General features: G+C 62.3%; 24 protein-coding genes. 1 reads left to right on the top strand and 23 read right to left on the bottom strand.

Annotated features, from left to right (window positions below; all coding sequences use genetic code 11):
* Nucleotides 1–88: 88 nt before the first annotated feature.
* The 3 genes from pdxA to DIC66_RS04305 are packed head-to-tail and all read right to left on the bottom strand — an operon-like array spanning nucleotide 89 to nucleotide 2,296.
* On the bottom strand, nucleotides 89–1,147 hold the full coding sequence (gene pdxA, locus DIC66_RS04315) for a 4-hydroxythreonine-4-phosphate dehydrogenase PdxA (RefSeq protein WP_117174438.1): 1,059 nt from the start codon (nucleotides 1,145–1,147) through the stop codon (nucleotides 89–91).
* 8 nt (nucleotides 1,148–1,155) lie between these two features.
* The gene (locus tag DIC66_RS04310) at nucleotides 1,156–1,911 is read right to left on the bottom strand and encodes a Nif3-like dinuclear metal center hexameric protein (RefSeq protein WP_117174436.1); all 756 of its coding nucleotides are present in this window, start codon (nucleotides 1,909–1,911) and stop codon (nucleotides 1,156–1,158) included.
* Complete coding sequence (locus DIC66_RS04305) at nucleotides 1,904–2,296, bottom strand: hypothetical protein (RefSeq protein ID WP_233505782.1); 393 nt, start codon at nucleotides 2,294–2,296, stop codon at nucleotides 1,904–1,906. The genes DIC66_RS04310 and DIC66_RS04305 overlap by 8 nt, the downstream gene beginning before the upstream one ends.
* Before the next feature lie 68 nt (nucleotides 2,297–2,364).
* Here DIC66_RS04305 and DIC66_RS04300 point away from each other — a divergent pair, with 68 nt between their 5' ends.
* A complete protein-coding gene (locus DIC66_RS04300) occupies nucleotides 2,365–3,510 on the top strand; it encodes a S1C family serine protease (RefSeq protein ID WP_117174434.1) in 1,146 nt (381 codons plus the stop codon).
* A gap of 25 nt (nucleotides 3,511–3,535) precedes the next feature.
* Here the strand turns inward: DIC66_RS04300 and tatC are convergent, their stop codons facing one another.
* From tatC to DIC66_RS04200, 20 genes are all read right to left on the bottom strand, one after another.
* Nucleotides 3,536–4,339, bottom strand: coding sequence for a twin-arginine translocase subunit TatC (gene tatC, locus DIC66_RS04295; protein ID WP_117174432.1), 804 nt, complete (start codon nucleotides 4,337–4,339; stop codon nucleotides 3,536–3,538).
* 26 nt (nucleotides 4,340–4,365) lie between these two features.
* Nucleotides 4,366–4,818: a Sec-independent protein translocase protein TatB gene (gene tatB, locus DIC66_RS04290; protein WP_117174430.1), complete on the bottom strand. Its 453-nt coding sequence runs from the start codon at nucleotides 4,816–4,818 to the stop codon at nucleotides 4,366–4,368.
* Nucleotides 4,819–4,861: 43 nt separating this feature from the next.
* On the bottom strand, nucleotides 4,862–5,098 hold the full coding sequence (tatA, locus tag DIC66_RS04285; RefSeq protein ID WP_117174428.1) for a Sec-independent protein translocase subunit TatA: 237 nt from the start codon (nucleotides 5,096–5,098) through the stop codon (nucleotides 4,862–4,864).
* A gap of 52 nt (nucleotides 5,099–5,150) precedes the next feature.
* Nucleotides 5,151–5,537, bottom strand: a complete 387-nt coding sequence (locus tag DIC66_RS04280; protein WP_117174426.1) for a histidine triad nucleotide-binding protein — start codon at nucleotides 5,535–5,537, stop codon at nucleotides 5,151–5,153.
* Nucleotides 5,534–5,941, bottom strand: coding sequence for a DUF4870 family protein (locus tag DIC66_RS04275; protein WP_233505781.1), 408 nt, complete (start codon nucleotides 5,939–5,941; stop codon nucleotides 5,534–5,536). The genes DIC66_RS04280 and DIC66_RS04275 overlap by 4 nt, the downstream gene beginning before the upstream one ends.
* On the bottom strand, nucleotides 5,938–6,318 hold the full coding sequence (locus DIC66_RS04270) for a phosphoribosyl-ATP diphosphatase (RefSeq protein WP_117174424.1): 381 nt from the start codon (nucleotides 6,316–6,318) through the stop codon (nucleotides 5,938–5,940). The genes DIC66_RS04275 and DIC66_RS04270 overlap by 4 nt, the downstream gene beginning before the upstream one ends.
* A gap of 4 nt (nucleotides 6,319–6,322) precedes the next feature.
* On the bottom strand, nucleotides 6,323–6,712 hold the full coding sequence (hisI, locus tag DIC66_RS04265) for a phosphoribosyl-AMP cyclohydrolase (protein ID WP_117174422.1): 390 nt from the start codon (nucleotides 6,710–6,712) through the stop codon (nucleotides 6,323–6,325).
* A gap of 14 nt (nucleotides 6,713–6,726) precedes the next feature.
* Nucleotides 6,727–7,524, bottom strand: coding sequence for an imidazole glycerol phosphate synthase subunit HisF (gene hisF / locus DIC66_RS04260; RefSeq protein WP_117174420.1), 798 nt, complete (start codon nucleotides 7,522–7,524; stop codon nucleotides 6,727–6,729).
* 86 nt (nucleotides 7,525–7,610) lie between these two features.
* Nucleotides 7,611–8,351: a 1-(5-phosphoribosyl)-5-[(5-phosphoribosylamino)methylideneamino]imidazole-4-carboxamide isomerase gene (gene hisA / locus DIC66_RS04255; RefSeq protein WP_117174418.1), complete on the bottom strand. Its 741-nt coding sequence runs from the start codon at nucleotides 8,349–8,351 to the stop codon at nucleotides 7,611–7,613.
* Between the two features lie 27 nt (nucleotides 8,352–8,378).
* Complete coding sequence (hisH, locus tag DIC66_RS04250; RefSeq protein WP_117174416.1) at nucleotides 8,379–9,035, bottom strand: imidazole glycerol phosphate synthase subunit HisH; 657 nt, start codon at nucleotides 9,033–9,035, stop codon at nucleotides 8,379–8,381.
* 15 nt (nucleotides 9,036–9,050) lie between these two features.
* Nucleotides 9,051–9,680, bottom strand: a complete 630-nt coding sequence (gene hisB / locus DIC66_RS04245) for an imidazoleglycerol-phosphate dehydratase HisB (RefSeq protein ID WP_117174414.1) — start codon at nucleotides 9,678–9,680, stop codon at nucleotides 9,051–9,053.
* Between the two features lie 101 nt (nucleotides 9,681–9,781).
* The gene (locus tag DIC66_RS04240) at nucleotides 9,782–10,087 is read right to left on the bottom strand and encodes a hypothetical protein (protein ID WP_117174412.1); all 306 of its coding nucleotides are present in this window, start codon (nucleotides 10,085–10,087) and stop codon (nucleotides 9,782–9,784) included.
* 119 nt (nucleotides 10,088–10,206) lie between these two features.
* Complete coding sequence (gene hisD, locus DIC66_RS04235) at nucleotides 10,207–11,583, bottom strand: histidinol dehydrogenase (protein ID WP_117174410.1); 1,377 nt, start codon at nucleotides 11,581–11,583, stop codon at nucleotides 10,207–10,209.
* A complete protein-coding gene (hisG, locus tag DIC66_RS04230; protein WP_117174408.1) occupies nucleotides 11,580–12,221 on the bottom strand; it encodes an ATP phosphoribosyltransferase in 642 nt (213 codons plus the stop codon). Before hisG ends, hisD begins: the two co-directional genes overlap by 4 nt.
* Nucleotides 12,218–13,483, bottom strand: a complete 1,266-nt coding sequence (gene murA / locus DIC66_RS04225; protein ID WP_117175078.1) for a UDP-N-acetylglucosamine 1-carboxyvinyltransferase — start codon at nucleotides 13,481–13,483, stop codon at nucleotides 12,218–12,220. Before murA ends, hisG begins: the two co-directional genes overlap by 4 nt.
* The gene (locus DIC66_RS04220) at nucleotides 13,483–13,722 is read right to left on the bottom strand and encodes a BolA family protein (protein WP_117174406.1); all 240 of its coding nucleotides are present in this window, start codon (nucleotides 13,720–13,722) and stop codon (nucleotides 13,483–13,485) included. The genes murA and DIC66_RS04220 overlap by 1 nt, the downstream gene beginning before the upstream one ends.
* Nucleotides 13,723–13,765: 43 nt before the next feature.
* On the bottom strand, nucleotides 13,766–14,521 hold the full coding sequence (locus DIC66_RS04215) for an ABC transporter permease (protein ID WP_117174404.1): 756 nt from the start codon (nucleotides 14,519–14,521) through the stop codon (nucleotides 13,766–13,768).
* Entirely contained in the window at nucleotides 14,518–15,477 is a 960-nt protein-coding gene (locus DIC66_RS04210) for an ABC transporter ATP-binding protein (protein WP_117174402.1), read from the bottom strand. Before DIC66_RS04210 ends, DIC66_RS04215 begins: the two co-directional genes overlap by 4 nt.
* 135 nt (nucleotides 15,478–15,612) lie before the next feature.
* Nucleotides 15,613–15,882, bottom strand: a complete 270-nt coding sequence (locus tag DIC66_RS04205) for an STAS domain-containing protein (protein ID WP_117174400.1) — start codon at nucleotides 15,880–15,882, stop codon at nucleotides 15,613–15,615.
* A 14-nt stretch (nucleotides 15,883–15,896) separates the two neighbouring features.
* Nucleotides 15,897–16,472 (bottom strand): MlaC/ttg2D family ABC transporter substrate-binding protein, encoded by a 576-nt coding sequence (locus tag DIC66_RS04200; protein ID WP_338052475.1) that lies wholly within the window; start codon nucleotides 16,470–16,472, stop codon nucleotides 15,897–15,899.
* Nucleotides 16,473–16,549: the final 77 nt, after the last annotated feature.

Raw genomic sequence — 16,549 nt, 5'->3', positions numbered from 1 at the left:
GGCCCCCACGCTCCCCCGCTTCGTGTGGGTCGCTGCCCCCACGAGGGGGCTAATTTGCTTTGGGGCGGCCCTGCAGCAAATTGCACGCTCAAGCTGACAGGGCCTGCGCCATCCGGATCGCCTCCAGCAGGCTGGACGGATCGGCGCAGCCCTTGCCGGCGATGTCGAAGGCCGTGCCATGGTCCGGGCTGGTACGCACCAGCGGCAGACCCAGGGTGACATTCACGCCCTTCTCTACTCCGAGGTATTTCACGGGTATAAGCCCCTGGTCGTGGTACATGGCCACCACCACGTCGAACTCGGCTGGCTGTCCCGGCTTCTGGCGCGCGCGCATGAAGACGGTATCGGGCGCCCACGGCCCACTCACATTGCAGCCCTGACTGGCTGCAGCCTGCATGGCAGGAACAATAACCTCCAGCTCTTCCCGCCCAAACAGACCACCCTCCCCGGCATGCGGATTCAAACCCGCCACGGCAATGCGGGGTGCGCGCCCCAGCACCCGCTGCAGGGACGCATGCGTGATCAGCAGGGTCTGCAGCACGTTGTCAAAGGTGACCGCGTCCAGAGCCGCACGCAGCGACACATGGATGCTGACCAGCACCGTGCGCAACTCGTCATTGGCCAACATCATGCGTACCGGCACTTCGCCCACCGGCTTGCCCAGGTGCTGGGCCGCCACGGCCTGCAGCATTTCGGTGTGGCCCGGATACAGGCTGTAGGGTGCACCGGCGGCGGACAGCGCCTCCTTGTGCAAAGGTGCAGTAACAAGCGCTGCAATGCGGCCCTGCATGGCCGCCTGGGCGGCAGCCATTACACAGCGCCCGGCAAAGGCTCCGGCTGCCGCGCTGACCTGGCCCACCACAACGGGGACCAGCGCCTCGCCCTCCTGCAGGACGGGAATGCAATGGGGAGGCACGGTCCAGACTTCCTGCGGGCTGGCGATCCGGGCCAGCGGGTAAGGCACACCCGGTACGCCCAACGCCGCACTGGCGCGCCGCATGCTGCCCACATCGCCCCAGACGAAGCAGCCTTGCAGCAGCTCTGGCTCTTGGCGAAAGACTTTGGCGATGATTTCCGGGCCAATGCCTGCGGCGTCACCCAGGGTGATGGCGATGGGCAGACGGGTGGAAGGCGGAGGCTGCGGCATGGCGACTTTCAGGCGGGGTTGTCAATGTCAATGAAATGATGCGCCAGCCCGCATTGCGCCGCCACCTGGGCAGCCAGGGCAGGCGCGCCATAGCGCTCGCTGGCATGGTGGCCACAGGCAATGAAGCTGACACCGCATTCACGTGCGTAGTGGGCCTGCGGCTCGGAGATCTCACCGGTCAGGAAGAGGTCTACGCCTGCGGCAATCGCCGCTTCGAAATAGCCCTGCGCACCCCCACTGCACCAGGCAATGCGCCGCATGGCGCCCGGCTTGCCGACCACCAGTGTGACCGGCCGCCCCAATCTGGTTTCCACATGCTGCGCCAGGACCTGCGGACTGCGCATGAGCGCCTCGGGCGCCTGGCCCAGCCAGCCCAGTTGCTGATCGCCAAAGCGCCCGTCTGCCGTGAAGCCCAGATGCAAACCCAGCTGCGCGTTGTTGCCCAGTTCCGGATGGGCATCCAGGGGCAAATGGTAGGCAAAGAGGTTGATGTTGTGCTGCATCAGCAGGCCCAGTCGCTGGCGCAGCCAACCGGTGACGCATCCATCATGGCCGCGCCAGAACAGGCCGTGGTGCACAAAGATGGCATCGGCCTGAGCGGCAACGGCTGCCTCAATCAAGGCCAGACTGGCGGTAACTCCGGAGACGATTTTTCCAATCTGTGCACGCCCCTCGACCTGCAGGCCGTTGGGCCCGTAGTCCTTGAAGCGCTCGGGTTGCAGCAGGGTATCGAGGGCGTTCAGAAGTTGCTGGCGTTCAATCATGAGAGGTGTTGCTTGAGATGGGACTTGTAGCGCTGATTGTGGCGGATGCGGTGGGCTCCAGATCGCAGTCGCAGCCCACGCCCGCGGCAATCCAGCGACGCACCACCCAGGCCGTCAACCATGCTTTCAGTCTTACCAGGCCGCGGCTTGCCTGAGTCTGCCCCAGTGCACCACAGCGGTACTGGCGCTCTGCCTCCACCCACCGCAGCGCCTTGCAGGGACCGCTTCGGCTGCGCGACAGCAACACGCCCAGGGGGCAGGGCTCAGCCAGGCAACACAGGCCGCATCCGTTGCAGGCTGCCCCCATGGGCGGCTTGGCGGCGGCCAGCGGTTCGATATGGATGACCTGCTGACGGGTCTGGGCTGAGCGGGAGGGGCTGCGCATGGTGGACTCTGGACTGCAATGTACCGCCAAGCCAACAGGCCAAGGCTGGCGGCCTACAATTTGGCCCTATGAAACGTCTCTGGCTCCTCTTCTCGCAAACCGCTACCGTATTCCTGGCGGCCTACTTTGTGGTGGCAACCCTCAAGCCGCAGTGGCTGGACCATGTGCCGGGCAGCATGGGTGCGGGCGTAGCACTCTTTGAGGCGCCTCCTGCGGCCCCGGGCGAAATTCCACCAGGCAGCCTGCGCACTGCGGCGCAAAAAGCGTCGGCCGCCGTGGTCAGCATCAGCACCAGCCAGGCCGCCAGGAAGAACCCCAATGCCAATGACCCCTGGTTCAAGTTCTTTTACGGCGACCAGGGCAACGAACCCCAGGGCGGCCTGGGCAGTGGCGTGATCGTCAGTGCCAGCGGATACATACTGACCAACAACCATGTGGTCGAGGACGCAGATGAAATTGAAGTCATCCTGAACGACAGCCGCCACACCATGGCCAAGGTGATCGGCACCGACCCAGACAGTGATCTGGCTGTACTCAAGATCGGCTTGGACAAACTGCCCACCATTGTGCTGGGCAACTCCGATGCAATTCAGGTGGGCGACCAGGTGCTGGCCATTGGCAACCCCTTCGGCGTGGGCCAGACAGTCACCAGCGGCATCGTCAGCGCGCTGGGTCGCAACCAGCTGGGCATCAACACCTTTGAGAACTTTATCCAGACCGATGCCGCCATCAATCCCGGCAACTCCGGGGGCGCGCTGGTGGATACCAACGGCAACCTGCTGGGCATCAACACGGCCATCTATTCACGCTCGGGCGGCAGCATGGGTATTGGTTTTGCCATTCCCGTGTCCACCGCCAAGCTGGTGCTCGAAGGGCTGGTGAAGGATGGTCAGGTCACGCGCGGCTGGATCGGTGTGGAGCCCAACGATTTGTCTCCCGAGCTGGCGGAAACGTTCAACACCAAGCTCACAGAGGGCGTGATCATTACCGGTGTGCTGCAGAACGGCCCCGCCGCTCAGGCGGGAGTGAAGCCGGGCGATGTGATCGAGGCGATTGGTGAGCGCAAGATTGCCGACGTGACGCAGCTGCTGTCGGTGGTGGCGTCCCTCAAGCCCGGCACGGCGGCCCGCTTCACCATCAACCGCAAGAGCCAGAAGGTGGAGCTGGACGTCACGCCCGGCGTGCGGCCCAAACCCAAGGCAGCGCCGCGCTAACCAGAAGTTTCGCCGCCGGGCCGCCCTAAGGCGACTGGCTGGTGGTTGGCTTGGTGGGCTCGTCGGTGGGCGCCTGGGTGTGGCGGATAAACAGCTGTGCCGCCCAGATACCCAACTCGTACAGAATGCACATGGGGATGGCTAGCGCCAACTGTGACACCACATCCGGTGGCGTCACAACAGCCGCCACCACGAAGGCCACCACGATGAAATAGCTGCGGAAGCTCTTGAGCTTGTCAATGCTGACAATATTCATGCGCGCCAGCACCACCACGACGATAGGCACCTCAAAAGCCAGGCCAAAGGCCAGGAACATAGACAACACAAAATCCAGATAGGCTTCGATATCGGGGGCAGCGGTAATGCTTTTGGGCGCAAAGCTCTGGATGAACTTGAACACCTGGCCAAACACAAAGAAGTAGCAGAAGGCCACTCCAATGAAGAACAGGATGGTGCTGGACACCACCAGCGGGAGCACCAGCTTCTTCTCGTGGGAGTACAGGCCGGGTGCCACAAAGGCCCACACCTGCCACAGCACAAAGGGCAAGGCCATGAGAAAGCCGGCCATCATCATGATCTTCAAGGGCACCATGAAGGGCGAGATGACCGAAGTGGCAATCATGGTTGCGCCCACAGGCAGCGACGCCACCAAAGGCTGGGCCAGGATGTCATAGAGCGCGGCCGGGCCGGGGTACAGGGCCAGAATGGCCACCATCACGCCAATGGCAATGGCGGCTTTGACCAGACGGTCGCGCAGCTCCACCAGATGCGCCACAAAGGGCTGCTCGGTGCCGGCGAGTTCGTCTTCTTTGGAGTTGTCAGAGGCCATGAACGGGTATCACTAAAACAAAAGCCTCAGCTGGTGCGGCGGGGACGGAACCGGGCAACACGGGCCGCGCCGGACAGAGCCTTGGTACGCACGCCGTTGCGGGCCTTGTACCAGTGGGGTGTGGCGCCCTGCTTGAGGCGCCAGTTCTTGCCAGGGTGCTTGTAGGCGGGTGGCTCGGCTTCAACGGGCAGCGCAGCTGCGGCATCACTGTGCGACCAGGAGTTCTCAAACTCGCTGGCCTGTGTCTGTATGGTGTTGCCCACATCGCGCGCGGCGCTTTCCACCGTGTCACGCATCTTCTTCAGTTCGTCGAGTTCCATGGCGCGGCCAACTTCGGCCTTCACATCGGACACGTAGCGCTGCGCTTTGCCCAGCAAGGTGCCCACGGTACGAGCTACCTTGGGCAGCTTTTCAGGGCCAATGACGATCAGGGCAACAGCACCTATGAGCGCCAGCTTGGATATGCCGAGATCGATCACGCGGGTTTAACGCAAGAGCACATCACAAAGGAAACAGCAGCGATCAAGACTTGTGCCGCGCTTCCACATCGATGGTGTTCTTTTCAGCCGCTGCATTGGCCACCTGGCTGGGTGCCGCGGGAGCCTCTTCCGCAGCGGCTGTGCCGTCGCGCATGCCGTCCTTGAAGCCCTTGACGGCCCCACCCAGATCTTGCCCCATGTTCTTGAGTTTCTTGGTGCCGAAAATCATCACCACGATGAGCAGAACGATCAGCCAATGCCAAATAGAAAATGAACCCATGAATTACTCCTAACGATTGATGATGATTCTAGTCTGCGCGCAAGGCAGATCTCTACCCGCGCAGCCAAGGGCGCGGACCGCCCATGACATGGAAATGCAGATGCTGCACTTCCTGGCCGCCTTCACGGCCGGTATTGGTCAGCATACGATAGCCGCCTTCTGGATACGGGTTGCAGCCCTGCTCCAAAGCCAGTTTCGGGGCAAGGGCCATCATGCGCCCCAGCAGCCCGGCTTGATCAGGGCCGACTTGGGCCATGGAAGGAATATGCATCTTGGGTATTAGCAAGAAGTGCACCGGCGCCCACGGATGGATGTCGTGGAAAGCAAAAATTTCTTCGTCTTCGTACACGATGCCCGAAGGGATTTGTTTGGCAACGATCTTGCAGAAGATGCAATCGGGGTCGTGTGCAGCTGTGTGGGCGCGCAGCAAGTCACTCATGGTGTCTGCCCTATTTCCTGGCCCTTGTTCATGGCCACAAAGCCGGTGACGATGCGGTACAGGAACCAGATCGAAATGGCCATCCACGCGATATAGCCAGGGAATATCAAAAAGGCCCACAAAGGTGCCGTCACCAGGTACAGCGCCGCAGCAATCAACACCGTGCGAATGCGCCAACGAAAATGCGATGCGTGCCAGGAGCCCTCGGCCTTGTCGCGGTTCACCAGGTCGATGATCAGTGCCACCACCAGAAACACCGGGCCAAACTGCCCGCCGGGTATGACGGCACCCACGGCCACCAGCAAATGCAGCACATAGCTGATGGTGCCCACGGTGTTGAGCGACTGCATCCGCTGCAGGCTCGCCTGGTCCGGGGTCATGGGGCTTGTGAAGTCTTGTGTCATGCCTGTCCCTCCTCGCGCGCAAGCACCTTGCGCAAAGCTTTTTCCTCAATGCCGCTGGTACCTTCGCGGCGCTGCAGCTCGGCAATCACATCGCCGGGGGTGAGGCCGTAGTGGGCCAAGGCCACCATGCAGTGGAACCACAAGTCAGCCACTTCATAGACGATCTGGGTCTTGTCACCGCCATGGTCAGCGTCCTTGGCGGCCATGACGACTTCGGTGGCCTCTTCACCAATTTTCTTGAGAAAGCTGTCCGGGCCCTTGTGGAGCAGACGCGCCACGTAACTGGCGCCGGGGTCGCCCCCATTGGCCGCCTTGCGGCTTTCAATGACAGCGGCCAGACCGGCCAAGGCGTCCTGGGAAGTGATGTGGGATGACATAGGCCTATTTGTAGATGGATGCCGGGTCTTTCAAGACCGGATCGGCACTTTGCCAGGCTCCGTCCTTCAAAACACTAAAAAAACAGCTGTGGCGGCCGGTATGGCAGGCAATGCCAGGCGAGTGTCCGAGTTGCGTGACCTTGAGCAGCACCACGTCGTTGTCGCAGTCGATGCGAATCTCATGCACGGTCTGCACATGGCCGGACTCCTCGCCCTTGAACCACAGCTTGGCGCGCGAGCGGCTGAAGTACACAGCGCGCCCCAGCTCAGCGGTTTTTTCGAGCGCCTCGCGGTTCATCCACGCGAACATCAGGACATCGTTCGTGCCCTGCTCCTGCGCAATGACAGGCACCAGGCCCTGCGCGTCCCATTTGACTTCGTCTAACCAGTTCATCCAGCGATTGTCGGCTATATCCGCACCGGGATGCCGCGCTCGGCCATGCGGGCCTTGGCTTGCGCCACGGTGAATTCGCCGTAATGAAAAATGCTGGCAGCCAGCACCGCGTCGGCGCCGCCCTGCTGCACGCCATCGGCCAGGTGGTCCAGGGTGCCCACACCACCCGAGGCAATCACCGGCACCGACACGGCATCGGCCACCGCGCGGGTGAGTTGCAGGTCAAAGCCCGACTTGGTGCCGTCGCGGTCCATGCTGGTGAGCAGGATTTCGCCGGCGCCGCGTTGGGCCATGTTGGCCGCCCACTGCACCGCGTCCAGCCCGGTGTTCTTGCGCCCACCATGGCTGAAGACATCCCAGCCCGGGCCAATGGCTTTGCCATCCACCAGGCGCAGGGCATCTTCAGTGGTGCGGCGCTTGGCATCTATCGCCACCACGATGCACTGCGCGCCGTATTTGAGGGAGGCGTCTTCAATCACCTGCGGGTTGGAGATGGCTGCCGAATTGAAGCTGACCTTGTCGGCACCGGCATTGAGCAGGCGGCGCACGTCTTCCACCACCCGAACACCGCCACCCACGGTGAGTGGAATGAAGACCTGCGAGGCCACGGCTTCGATGATGTGCAGGATCAGGTCGCGGCCATCGCTGGTGGCGGTGATGTCCAGAAAGGTGAGTTCGTCAGCGCCTTGGTCGTTGTAGCGGGCGGCGATTTCCACCGGGTCACCGGCATCACGCAGTTCCACAAAGTTGACGCCCTTGACGACCCGCCCGCCGGTTACATCGAGGCAGGGAATAATTCTTTTAGCGAGCACTCAAGTCTCCGAAGGGCCGCCCCGAGGAGACTTCGCCCCCTTGAGGGGCAGCGCATTACGCAAAGCGAGAAGCGTGGGGGCCACGTCTAGCCGTTCAATTCGTCGGCGCGCTCTTGCGCTGCGGCGAAATCCAGGTCGCCGCTGTAGATCGCGCGACCGCAGATCACACCTTCCACGCCCTCTTGTTCCACTTCGCACAGGGCTTCGATGTCGGCCATATTGGACAGGCCGCCCGAGGCGATCACGGGGATGGTGAGGGCTTGAGCCAGCTTGACCGTGGCTTCGATGTTGATGCCCGAGAGCATGCCGTCGCGTCCAATGTCGGTGTAGATGATGGATTCGACGCCGTAGTCTTCAAACTTCTTGCCCAGGTCGATGACGTCATGGCGGGTGAGCTTGCTCCAGCCGTCGGTGGCGACCTTGCCGTCGCGGGCGTCGAGCCCCACGATGATGTGGCCGCCAAAGGCGGTGCAGGCGTCTTGCAGGAAGCCGGGGTTCTTGACCGCTGCGGTGCCGATGATGACGTAGCGCAGGCCCGCATCCAGATAGCGCTCGATGGTGTCGAGGTCGCGGATGCCGCCGCCGAGTTGCACGTCGATTTCGCTGCCCACGCTCTTGAGAATCTTGCGGATGGCTGCCTCGTTCTTCGGGTGCCCGGCAAAGGCACCGTTCAGATCTACCAGGTGCAATCGCCTGGCGCCCTTGTCGACCCAACTTCTGGCCATGACGGCAGGGTCTTCACCAAAGGTGGTTGATTGGTCCATATCGCCTTGTTTGAGGCGTACACAGTGACCGTCTTTCAGGTCAATCGCGGGGATGAGAAGCATGATGGCGGTTTTTGCCGAGGGGAAGAATCAGGGGTTCCAGTGAAGGAAGTTGCGGTAAAGGGAGAGGCCGTGCTCAGCGCTTTTTTCGGGGTGAAATTGGGTTGCGAAAATATTATCGCGCGCAATGGCCGAAGAAAAGCGCTGTCCGTAGTCCGTTTCGCCCACGCTGTGGCTTGGATCATACGGTTTGGCGTAGTAACTGTGAACAAAGTAGAAGTAGCTGCCATCGGGCACCTCGCCCCACACCGGGTGCCGGGGCACGCCGTGGGCGGTTTGCCAGACCTGGTTCCAGCCCATTTGCGGCACCTTGTAGCGGCTGCCATCGGGCTGGGTTTGCCCGGCCAGCTCGAACTTGACGACGTCGCCGGGGATCAGGCCCAGGCAGGGGGTGTCGAGTTCCTGGCTGTGGTCCAGCAGCATTTGCATGCCCACGCACACGCCCATCAGGGGTTTGTTGGCAGCAGCGTGCATGACGGCATCAAACATGCCGCAGGCGTGCAGGTCCTGCATGCAGTCGCGCATGCCGCCCTGGCCCGGCAGCACCACGCGGTCGGCGTCCATGACCTCTTGCGCCGTGCGCGCCCACACTACTTCCACACCGGCCTCGGCGGCCACATGGATGACGGCCTGCGTGACGGAGCGCAGATTGCCCATGCCGTAGTCGACGACTGCAACCTTCTTCATGCCGATGCTTTCATGCTAGAGCGAACCCTTGGTGGAAGGAATGGTGCCCACCGAGCGCGGGTCAATTTCCAGCGCAAAGCGCAATGCGCGGGCAAAGGCCTTGAACACGGTTTCGGCCTGGTGGTGCGAGTTTTCGCCCTTCAGGTTGTCGATGTGCAGGGTGACAAAAGCGTGGTTCACAAAGCCTTGGAAAAATTCGTGGGTGAGTTGGGTGTCAAAGCTGCCGATGGAGCCGCTCTTGAAGGGTACATCCATCACCAGGCCGGGACGTCCGGAAAAATCAATCACCACGCGCGACAGGGCTTCGTCCAGCGGCACATAGGCGTGACCGTAGCGGCGAATGCCCTTTTTGTCGCCCACTGCCTGGTGCACGGCCTGGCCCAGGGTGATGCCCACGTCTTCCACGGTATGGTGGCCGTCAATGTGCAGGTCGCCCTCGGCCTGGATATCCAGGTCAATCAGGCCATGGCGGGCGATCTGGTCGAGCATGTGGTCAAAAAAACCGATGCCTGTGGACAGGCGGCTTTTGCCGGTGCCATCCAGATTCACCTTGACCTGGATGCGCGTCTCGGCCGTGTTGCGGGAAACTTCGGCGGTGCGCGCAGCGGGCGTGGCGGGGACTTCGGTCAGGGGGTAGCTGGTCATAGGATTTCCTGTGGTGCCGCAAGCAGCGGTGCATTCTCCGCAGCGGTGGCTACGGTAATGCGCAAAAAGTGGTTAAGCAATGGGTGCATTGTAGAAACGCTTCAACAGGTGTAGACCGAACCCAGGGCATTGCGCATCACCAGTGTCACCGGCATGTCGGCCTCGTACAGGTCCTGGTTGCGCTGCAGCTCGGTCTGGTACAGGCCCTCGGCCATGCTGGGCAGCAGGCGTCGGCCATTCAGGCAAATGGAGGCTTTGGCGCCGGCGCGCACGCCGCTGTCATGGGCCTCCAGCGCGCCTTCCATCACGCCTACGAGGTAGTAGCGCTTGTAATTGGCACCCTGCTTGGTGTCCGACTTTTCCAGCAAACGCAGTTCGCGGATGGACATGGCGCCTGCGCTTTGCATTGTCAGCACGAGCAAGGCGCACACAGACCCCAGGCGGCACACAGTGGACCAAGGGGTGGGCCCAGGGCTGGTCCGAAGTGATGTTTGCATGGCTGGCGGTCGCATCAGGGCAGCAAGTCCTATTTCAGGCGCATCTCGGCAGCGCGCGCGTGGGCCTGCAGCCCCTCACCAAAAGCCAGCTCGGCGGCAATCGGGCCCAGCACCTGGGCGCCGGCCTGGCTCACCTCTATCAGGCTGCTGCGCTTCTGGAAGTCGTACACGCCCAGCGGGCTGCTGAAACGCGCCGTGCCGCTGGTGGGCAGCACGTGGTTGGGGCCGGCACAGTAGTCGCCCAGCGATTCGCTGGTGAACGCGCCCAGGAAGATGGCACCTGCATGCTTGAGCAATGGCTCCCAGCGGTGCGGCTCGCTGCTGGAGACTTCCAGGTGCTCGGGGGCGATGCGGTTGGAAATGGCGCAGGCCTCTTCCATGTTGCGCGTGAGGATCAGGGCACCGCGGTCATTGAGGCTTTTGGCAATGATGGCGGCACGTGGCATCTCGGGCAGCAGGCGGTCAATGGCGGCCTGTACCGCGTCCAGGTAGGCAGCATCGGGGCACAGCAGAATGCTTTGCGCCAATTCGTCGTGCTCGGCCTGTGAAAAAAGGTCCATGGCCACCCAGTCGGGGGGCGTGCTGCCGTCGGCAAGAACCAGGATTTCGCTGGGCCCGGCAATCATGTCGATACCCACGGTGCCAAACACGCGGCGCTTGGCGGCAGCCACATAGGCATTGCCGGGGCCGGTAATCTTGTCCACGGCGGGAATGGTGGCCGTGCCATAGGCCAGAGCGGCCACGGCCTGCGCGCCACCGATGGTGAAGGCGCGGGTGACACCGGCCACATAGGCGGCGGCCAGCACCAGTTCGTTGCGCTCACCTTTAGTGGCACCGGCGCTGCCCTCAGTGTTGCCGCTGCCACCGGTGGCCACGCTGCCACGCACGGGGGTGGGCACCACCATGATGATCTCGGCCACACCCGCCACGTGGGCGGGCACGGCGTTCATGATCAGACTGGATGGGTAAGAGGCTTTGCCGCCCGGCACATAAATGCCCACGCGGTCCAGCGGTGTGACCTTTTGCCCCAGCAGGCTGCCGTTTTCATCGCGGTAGCTCCAGCTCTCACCGCAGGCCTTTTTCTGGGCTTCGTGATAGCTGCGCACACGGCGCTCGGCGTCCTGCAAGGCTTTGCGCTGGGCCTCGGGAATGCTTTCAAAGGCGGCCTTGAAGTCGGCCTGCGAGAGTTCCAATGCGGCCACGCTCTGGGCATGCAAGCCGTCAAAGCGCGCGGTGTATTCCAGCACGGCAGCGTCGCCACGCTGCTGCACATCGCCCAGGATGTCGGCCACGCGCTGCTCGATGGCGGCGTCGGTGTCGGCAGACCAGTGCTGCAGCGCCTTGAACTTGGCTTCGAATTGCGGATCAGCGGTGGACAGGCGAACGGGCTTGGCTTGCAAAGTCATGGCTTTCCTACAGCGCCGGCAAAGGCGTCGATGATGGCGCGAATCGGTTCCTGTTTGAGCTTGAGCGCGGCCTGGTTGACCACCAGACGCGAGCTGATGTCCATGATGCGCTCGACTTCCACCAGGTGGTTGGCCTTGAGGGTGTTACCCGTGGAGACCAGGTCGACGATGGCATCGGCCAGGCCCACCAGGGGAGCCAGCTCCATGCTGCCATAGAGCTTGATCAGGTCCACGTGCACGCCCTTGGAGGCAAAAAACTCGCGTGCAATGGCCACGTACTTGGTGGCCACCTTGAGGCGCGAGCCCTGCTTGACGGCGGAGGCGTAATCAAAGTCGGCACGCACGGCCACGCTGATGCGGCACTTGGCAATCTGCAAGTCCAGCGGCTGGTACAGGCCCTGGCTGCCGTGCTCGAGCAAGGTGTCTTTGCCGGTGATGCCCATGTCGGCGCCACCGTACTGCACATAGGTGGGCACGTCGGTGGCGCGCACCACCAGCACGCGCACGCCAGGCTGGTTGGTGTCGAGGATCAGCTTGCGCGATTTTTCGGGGTCGTCCAGCACCTCGATGCCTGCGGCCTTGAGCAGGGGCACGGTTTCTTCAAAGATGCGGCCTTTGGACAGGGCTAAGGTGATCACTTGGTTCTTTCAATATCCGCACCGATGGCGCGCAGCTTGGCTTCCATCTGGTCGTAGCCACGGTCCAGGTGGTAAATGCGGTCGACCAGGGTTTCGCCTTCGGCCACCAGGCCGGCAATCACCAGGCTGGCCGAGGCCCGCAGGTCGGTGGCCATGACGGTGGCGCCTGACAATTTTTCCACGCCTTCGATCACTGCCACTTTGCCGTCGATCTGGATGTGCGCGCCCAGGCGCACCATCTCGTTGACGTGCATGAAGCGGTTCTCAAAGATCGTCTCTGTAACTTTGCTGGTGCCGTGCGCGATGCAGTTGAGCGCCATGAACTGGGCCTGCATGTCGGTGGGGAAGCCGGGGTACTCGGTGGTGCGAAAGCTCTGGGCCTTCAGCCGCCCTTGGGACTGCACGCGGATGCCGTCTTCCAGCGCGGTGATGGTGGCACCGGCGTCACGCAGCTTGTCGATGACGGCGTCCAGATGCTCGGCGCGGCCGTGCTTCAGGAACACATCGCCACCAGTGGCCGCCACAGCGCACAAAAAGGTGCCGGTCTCGATGCGGTCGGCCACCACCTGGTGGGCGCCACCATGCAGCGACTCCACACCCTGGATGCGGATGCGGCTGGTGCCGTGGCCTTCAATCTTGGCGCCCATGCTGATGAGCAGCTCGGCCAGATCAGGAATCTCGGGCTCTTGCGCGGCGTTTTCCAGCAGGGTCTCGCCTTCGGCCAGGGCCGCAGCCATGAGGAAATTCTCGGTGCCAGTAACGGTGACCATGTCGGTGGCGATGCGCGCGCCCTTGAGGCGGGTGCGGCCATTGGCCAGCTTTGCCACCATGTAGCCGTGCTCCACTGCAATGTCCGCACCCATGGCGGTCAGGCCCTTGAGGTGCTGGTCCACCGGGCGTGAACCAATGGCGCAGCCGCCGGGCAGTGACACCTTGGCGTGGCCAAAGCGCGCCAGCAAGGGGCCCAGTGCCAGCACCGAGGCGCGCATGGTCTTGACCAGCTCGTAGGGGGCTTCCGGGTTGGTGAGGTCCGCGGCATTGAGCACCACCGAGCCGTCGGCCTGCACATCGGCTGTCACGCCCATGTTGCGGATCAGCTTGAGCATGGTGGAGACGTCCTGCAGACGCGGCACGTTGCGCAGGGTCAGCGTGTCGGCAGTCAGCAGGGCTGCGCACAGCTCGGGCAGGGCGGCGTTCTTGGCGCCGGAAATCAGCACCTCGCCGTTAAGCGGGCGGCCGCCGCGAATGAGTAATTTGTCCATCAGGCTTTGGCGGCCCATTCGGCCGGTGTGTAGGTTTTCATGGAGAGGGCGTGCACCTCGTCGGTTTGCATACGGCCGCCCAGCGTGGCATAGACCTGCTGGTGGCGCTGGATCAGGCGCTTGCCTTCAAAGGCAGCGGAGACGATCGTGGCGTACCAGTGGCGCCCGTCACCTTCGAGGGTGCATTGCTCGCAGGGCAGTCCGGTGGCGATCAGGGATTGGAGTTCTTCTGCTGTCATGGGGTGTGCGGGCGGGCCCGGGTGAGGTTGGCGTGAAAAATAGTTAGCTGCGGATTTTGTAACCGCTGCGCAGCAGTTGCAAGGCAATCAGGCTGACCACCAGCAAGGTGGAACCCACCACAGCAAAGCTCAGCCAGGGCGACACGTCGCTGACGCCAAAGAAGCCGAAGCGAAAGCCGTCAATCATGTAGAAAAACGGATTGAAATGGCTCACCGCCTGCCAAAAGGGTGGCAAAGAGTGGATGGAATAGAACACGCCGCTCAGGAAGGTCATGGGCATGACCACAAAATTCTGGAAGGCAGCCAGCTGGTCAAATTTTTCGGCCCACAGGCCGGCAATCAGACCCAGGGTGCCCATGAGGGCCGCACCCATCACGGCAAACACGAAGATCCAAACCGGGGCTTCAAAGCCCGTGTAGGTGAATAGCAGCGAGACTGCAAACACGCCCAAGCCCACAATCAGGCCACGCAGCACCGAGGCACCCACGTAGGCCACAAACCAGTGGACGTAAGACAGTGGTGTAAGCAGCAGAAACACCAGGTTGCCCATGACCTTGCTCATGATGAGCGAGGACGAGCTGTTGGCAAAGGCGTTTTGCAGCAGGCTCATCATGGCCAGGCCGGGCACCAGAAAGGCGGTGTAGCCAATCTTGTCGTAGACCTTGACGTGGTCTTCCAGCGCGTGTCCGAAGATCAGCAGGTAGAGCATGGCTGTGAGCACGGGCCCGGCGATGGTCTGGAACGCGACTTTCCAGAACCGCAAGGATTCCTTGTACAAAAGGGTCTGCCAACCGTTCATGCCACAGCTCCCACACCGTGCACAGAATCCTTGTTCTGCGTCATCACGTCCAGGAACACGTCTTCCAAGTCGGCCTTGCGGATTTCGATGTCCTGCGCCACCAGCCCGGCTTCGCGCACGGCGGCCAGATAGCGTTCAATTTCCAGCGCGTCATTGGCAGGGAACTGCACGATGCGCCCGGTGATGCGGGCCTTGTCCGCCAGGGCCTTGGGCATTTCGGCATCGAGCTTGAAACGCAGCACATTGCTGGAGGCTGCTTTGAGCAGGTCGCTGGTTTTGTCCAGCGCCACAATGCGTCCGGTTTTGAGCATGGCGATGCGGCCGCACAGGGCCTCGGCCTCTTCCAGGTAATGGGTGGTGAGCAAGACGGTGTGGCCTTCGCGGTTGAGCTTGGCGATGAACTGCCACAGCGTCTGGCGCAATTCCACATCCACACCGGCGGTGGGCTCGTCGAGCACGATGACGGGAGGCTTGTGCACCAGGGCCTGCGCCACCAACACGCGGCGCTTCATGCCGCCGGAGAGTTGGCGCATATTGGCGTTGGCCTTGTCGGCCAGGCCCAGGCTTTCCAGCAGTTCGTCAATCCAGGCGCCGTTGTTCTTCACGCCGAAGTAGCCGGACTGGATACGCAGCAGTTCGCGCACGTTGAAGAAGGGATCGAACACCAGTTCCTGGGGCACCACACCGAGGGCGCGGCGGGCGGCGGCAAAGTCGGCCTGCACATCATGGCCCAGCACGCTGACGCGTCCGCTGGTGGCACGTGTAAGCCCGGCCAGCACGCTGATCATGGTGGTTTTACCGGCTCCGTTGGGGCCCAGCAGGCCGAAGAATTCGCCCTCCTGGATATCGAGGCTGACCGCGTCAAGGGCCAGAAAGGTGCCGGGCCGTTCGCTGCTTTTGGAAGACTTGGGCGAAGGGTAGGCTTTGGAGACGGATTGGAAGGAGATTGCGGCCATGGGAGACCGCTATTTTAACCGGGCCCCGCAGGGCAGCCCCGTAAAGGGAATAAGCCCAGTGCCGGGCCGCCCCAAACTGGGCTTGGCCCCTTGGGGGGCAGCGCGCACACGCAGTAGCAAGCGTGGGCGCCAGCCTCAGGCCGCAGTGAGCAGACCTTCAATGCCGTAGAGTGCGGCCAGATCACGCAGACGATCCGGCAACCCTTTGACCGCAAACAGCTTGCCGGCACGGGCGCATTCGCGGCGTACGGCCAGCAACACCGCCAAGGCTGAAGAGTCGAAGCTGTTGAGCGGCGCTGCATCCACCACGACCTGCTTCTCGGCCTCGCGCTGCATATCCTGCGTGAGCTTCTCCAGGCAATCGCTGGCCTGTAGCTGGGTGAGGATGGCGGGAAGGATCAACATGGCGGTCTCGGGGTTCAGGAGGACTTTTTGGCGTTCGCTTTGTTGCGTTCTACCAGCGTGGTGATCAGGCCGTCAAGGCCTTTGGCATTGATTTCTGCAGCGAACTGGCTTTTGTAGTTCTCCACCAGCCAGACACCCAGCACGTTGATGTTGTATATCTTCCAGCCAGCGCCCTGCCCTGGTGTCTTTTCCAGGCGGTAATCCAGCTGGATGGGGTCTCCGCTGCCCTTGACCTCGGTGCGCACAATGACTTCTTTGTCATCGGCGCCAGCGCGCATCGGCTTCATGGAAACCGTCTGGTCTGTCACTTGGGCCAAGGCGCCGGCATAGGTTCTGACCAGGAGAATTTTGAACTCGTCCTGCAACTTCTTTTGCTGGTCCGGTGTGGCCTGGCGCCAGGCGGGGCCCACAGCTGAGGCCGTCATGCGCTGGAAGTTCAGGTTGGGCAGAATGCGCGCGTCCACCAGGGCTACGACCTTGCCCATGTCACCAGCGCGTATGGACTTGTCGGCCTTGATGGTGTCCAGCACGTCCACCGACAGGCGCTTGATCAGCGCATCAGGCGCCTCGTCTTCTGAACGCGCATGCATGGACAAGCCCAAACCTGCGACCAGAGAAAAACCAAGAACCAGTTTACGGAGAAAGTCTCTTTTCATAGCCACTTTTT

Origin of the sequence: Rhodoferax lacus (genome assembly GCF_003415675.1) — a bacterium.
GTDB classification, from domain to species: Bacteria; Pseudomonadota; Gammaproteobacteria; order Burkholderiales; family Burkholderiaceae_C; genus Allorhodoferax; species Allorhodoferax lacus.
Note: the sequence above shows the minus strand (reverse complement) of the source record. Positions and strands in the feature narration are given on the sequence as shown.

Coding starts and splice junctions, on each gene's coding strand:
- DIC66_RS04240 (WP_117174412.1), bottom strand. CDS start 10,087: ATGCAAAGCGCAGGCGCCATGTCCATCCGCGAACTGCGTTTGCTGGAA.
- pdxA (WP_117174438.1), bottom strand. CDS start 1,147: ATGCCGCAGCCTCCGCCTTCCACCCGTCTGCCCATCGCCATCACCCTG.
- DIC66_RS04280 (WP_117174426.1), bottom strand. CDS start 5,537: ATGAGTGACTTGCTGCGCGCCCACACAGCTGCACACGACCCCGATTGC.
- hisA (WP_117174418.1), bottom strand. CDS start 8,351: ATGCTTCTCATCCCCGCGATTGACCTGAAAGACGGTCACTGTGTACGC.
- DIC66_RS04300 (WP_117174434.1), top strand. CDS start 2,365: ATGAAACGTCTCTGGCTCCTCTTCTCGCAAACCGCTACCGTATTCCTG.
- DIC66_RS04200 (WP_338052475.1), bottom strand. CDS start 16,472: ATGCATGCGCGTTCAGAAGACGAGGCGCCTGATGCGCTGATCAAGCGC.
- DIC66_RS04205 (WP_117174400.1), bottom strand. CDS start 15,882: ATGTTGATCCTTCCCGCCATCCTCACCCAGCTACAGGCCAGCGATTGC.
- DIC66_RS04310 (WP_117174436.1), bottom strand. CDS start 1,911: ATGATTGAACGCCAGCAACTTCTGAACGCCCTCGATACCCTGCTGCAA.
- hisD (WP_117174410.1), bottom strand. CDS start 11,583: ATGACTTTGCAAGCCAAGCCCGTTCGCCTGTCCACCGCTGATCCGCAA.
- DIC66_RS04215 (WP_117174404.1), bottom strand. CDS start 14,521: ATGAACGGTTGGCAGACCCTTTTGTACAAGGAATCCTTGCGGTTCTGG.
- DIC66_RS04220 (WP_117174406.1), bottom strand. CDS start 13,722: ATGACAGCAGAAGAACTCCAATCCCTGATCGCCACCGGACTGCCCTGC.
- hisB (WP_117174414.1), bottom strand. CDS start 9,680: ATGACCAGCTACCCCCTGACCGAAGTCCCCGCCACGCCCGCTGCGCGC.
- DIC66_RS04305 (WP_233505782.1), bottom strand. CDS start 2,296: ATGCGCAGCCCCTCCCGCTCAGCCCAGACCCGTCAGCAGGTCATCCAT.
- tatA (WP_117174428.1), bottom strand. CDS start 5,098: ATGGGTTCATTTTCTATTTGGCATTGGCTGATCGTTCTGCTCATCGTG.
- hisI (WP_117174422.1), bottom strand. CDS start 6,712: ATGAACTGGTTAGACGAAGTCAAATGGGACGCGCAGGGCCTGGTGCCT.
- DIC66_RS04270 (WP_117174424.1), bottom strand. CDS start 6,318: ATGTCATCCCACATCACTTCCCAGGACGCCTTGGCCGGTCTGGCCGCT.
- tatC (WP_117174432.1), bottom strand. CDS start 4,339: ATGGCCTCTGACAACTCCAAAGAAGACGAACTCGCCGGCACCGAGCAG.
- hisH (WP_117174416.1), bottom strand. CDS start 9,035: ATGAAGAAGGTTGCAGTCGTCGACTACGGCATGGGCAATCTGCGCTCC.
- DIC66_RS04275 (WP_233505781.1), bottom strand. CDS start 5,941: ATGACACAAGACTTCACAAGCCCCATGACCCCGGACCAGGCGAGCCTG.
- murA (WP_117175078.1), bottom strand. CDS start 13,483: ATGGACAAATTACTCATTCGCGGCGGCCGCCCGCTTAACGGCGAGGTG.
- DIC66_RS04210 (WP_117174402.1), bottom strand. CDS start 15,477: ATGGCCGCAATCTCCTTCCAATCCGTCTCCAAAGCCTACCCTTCGCCC.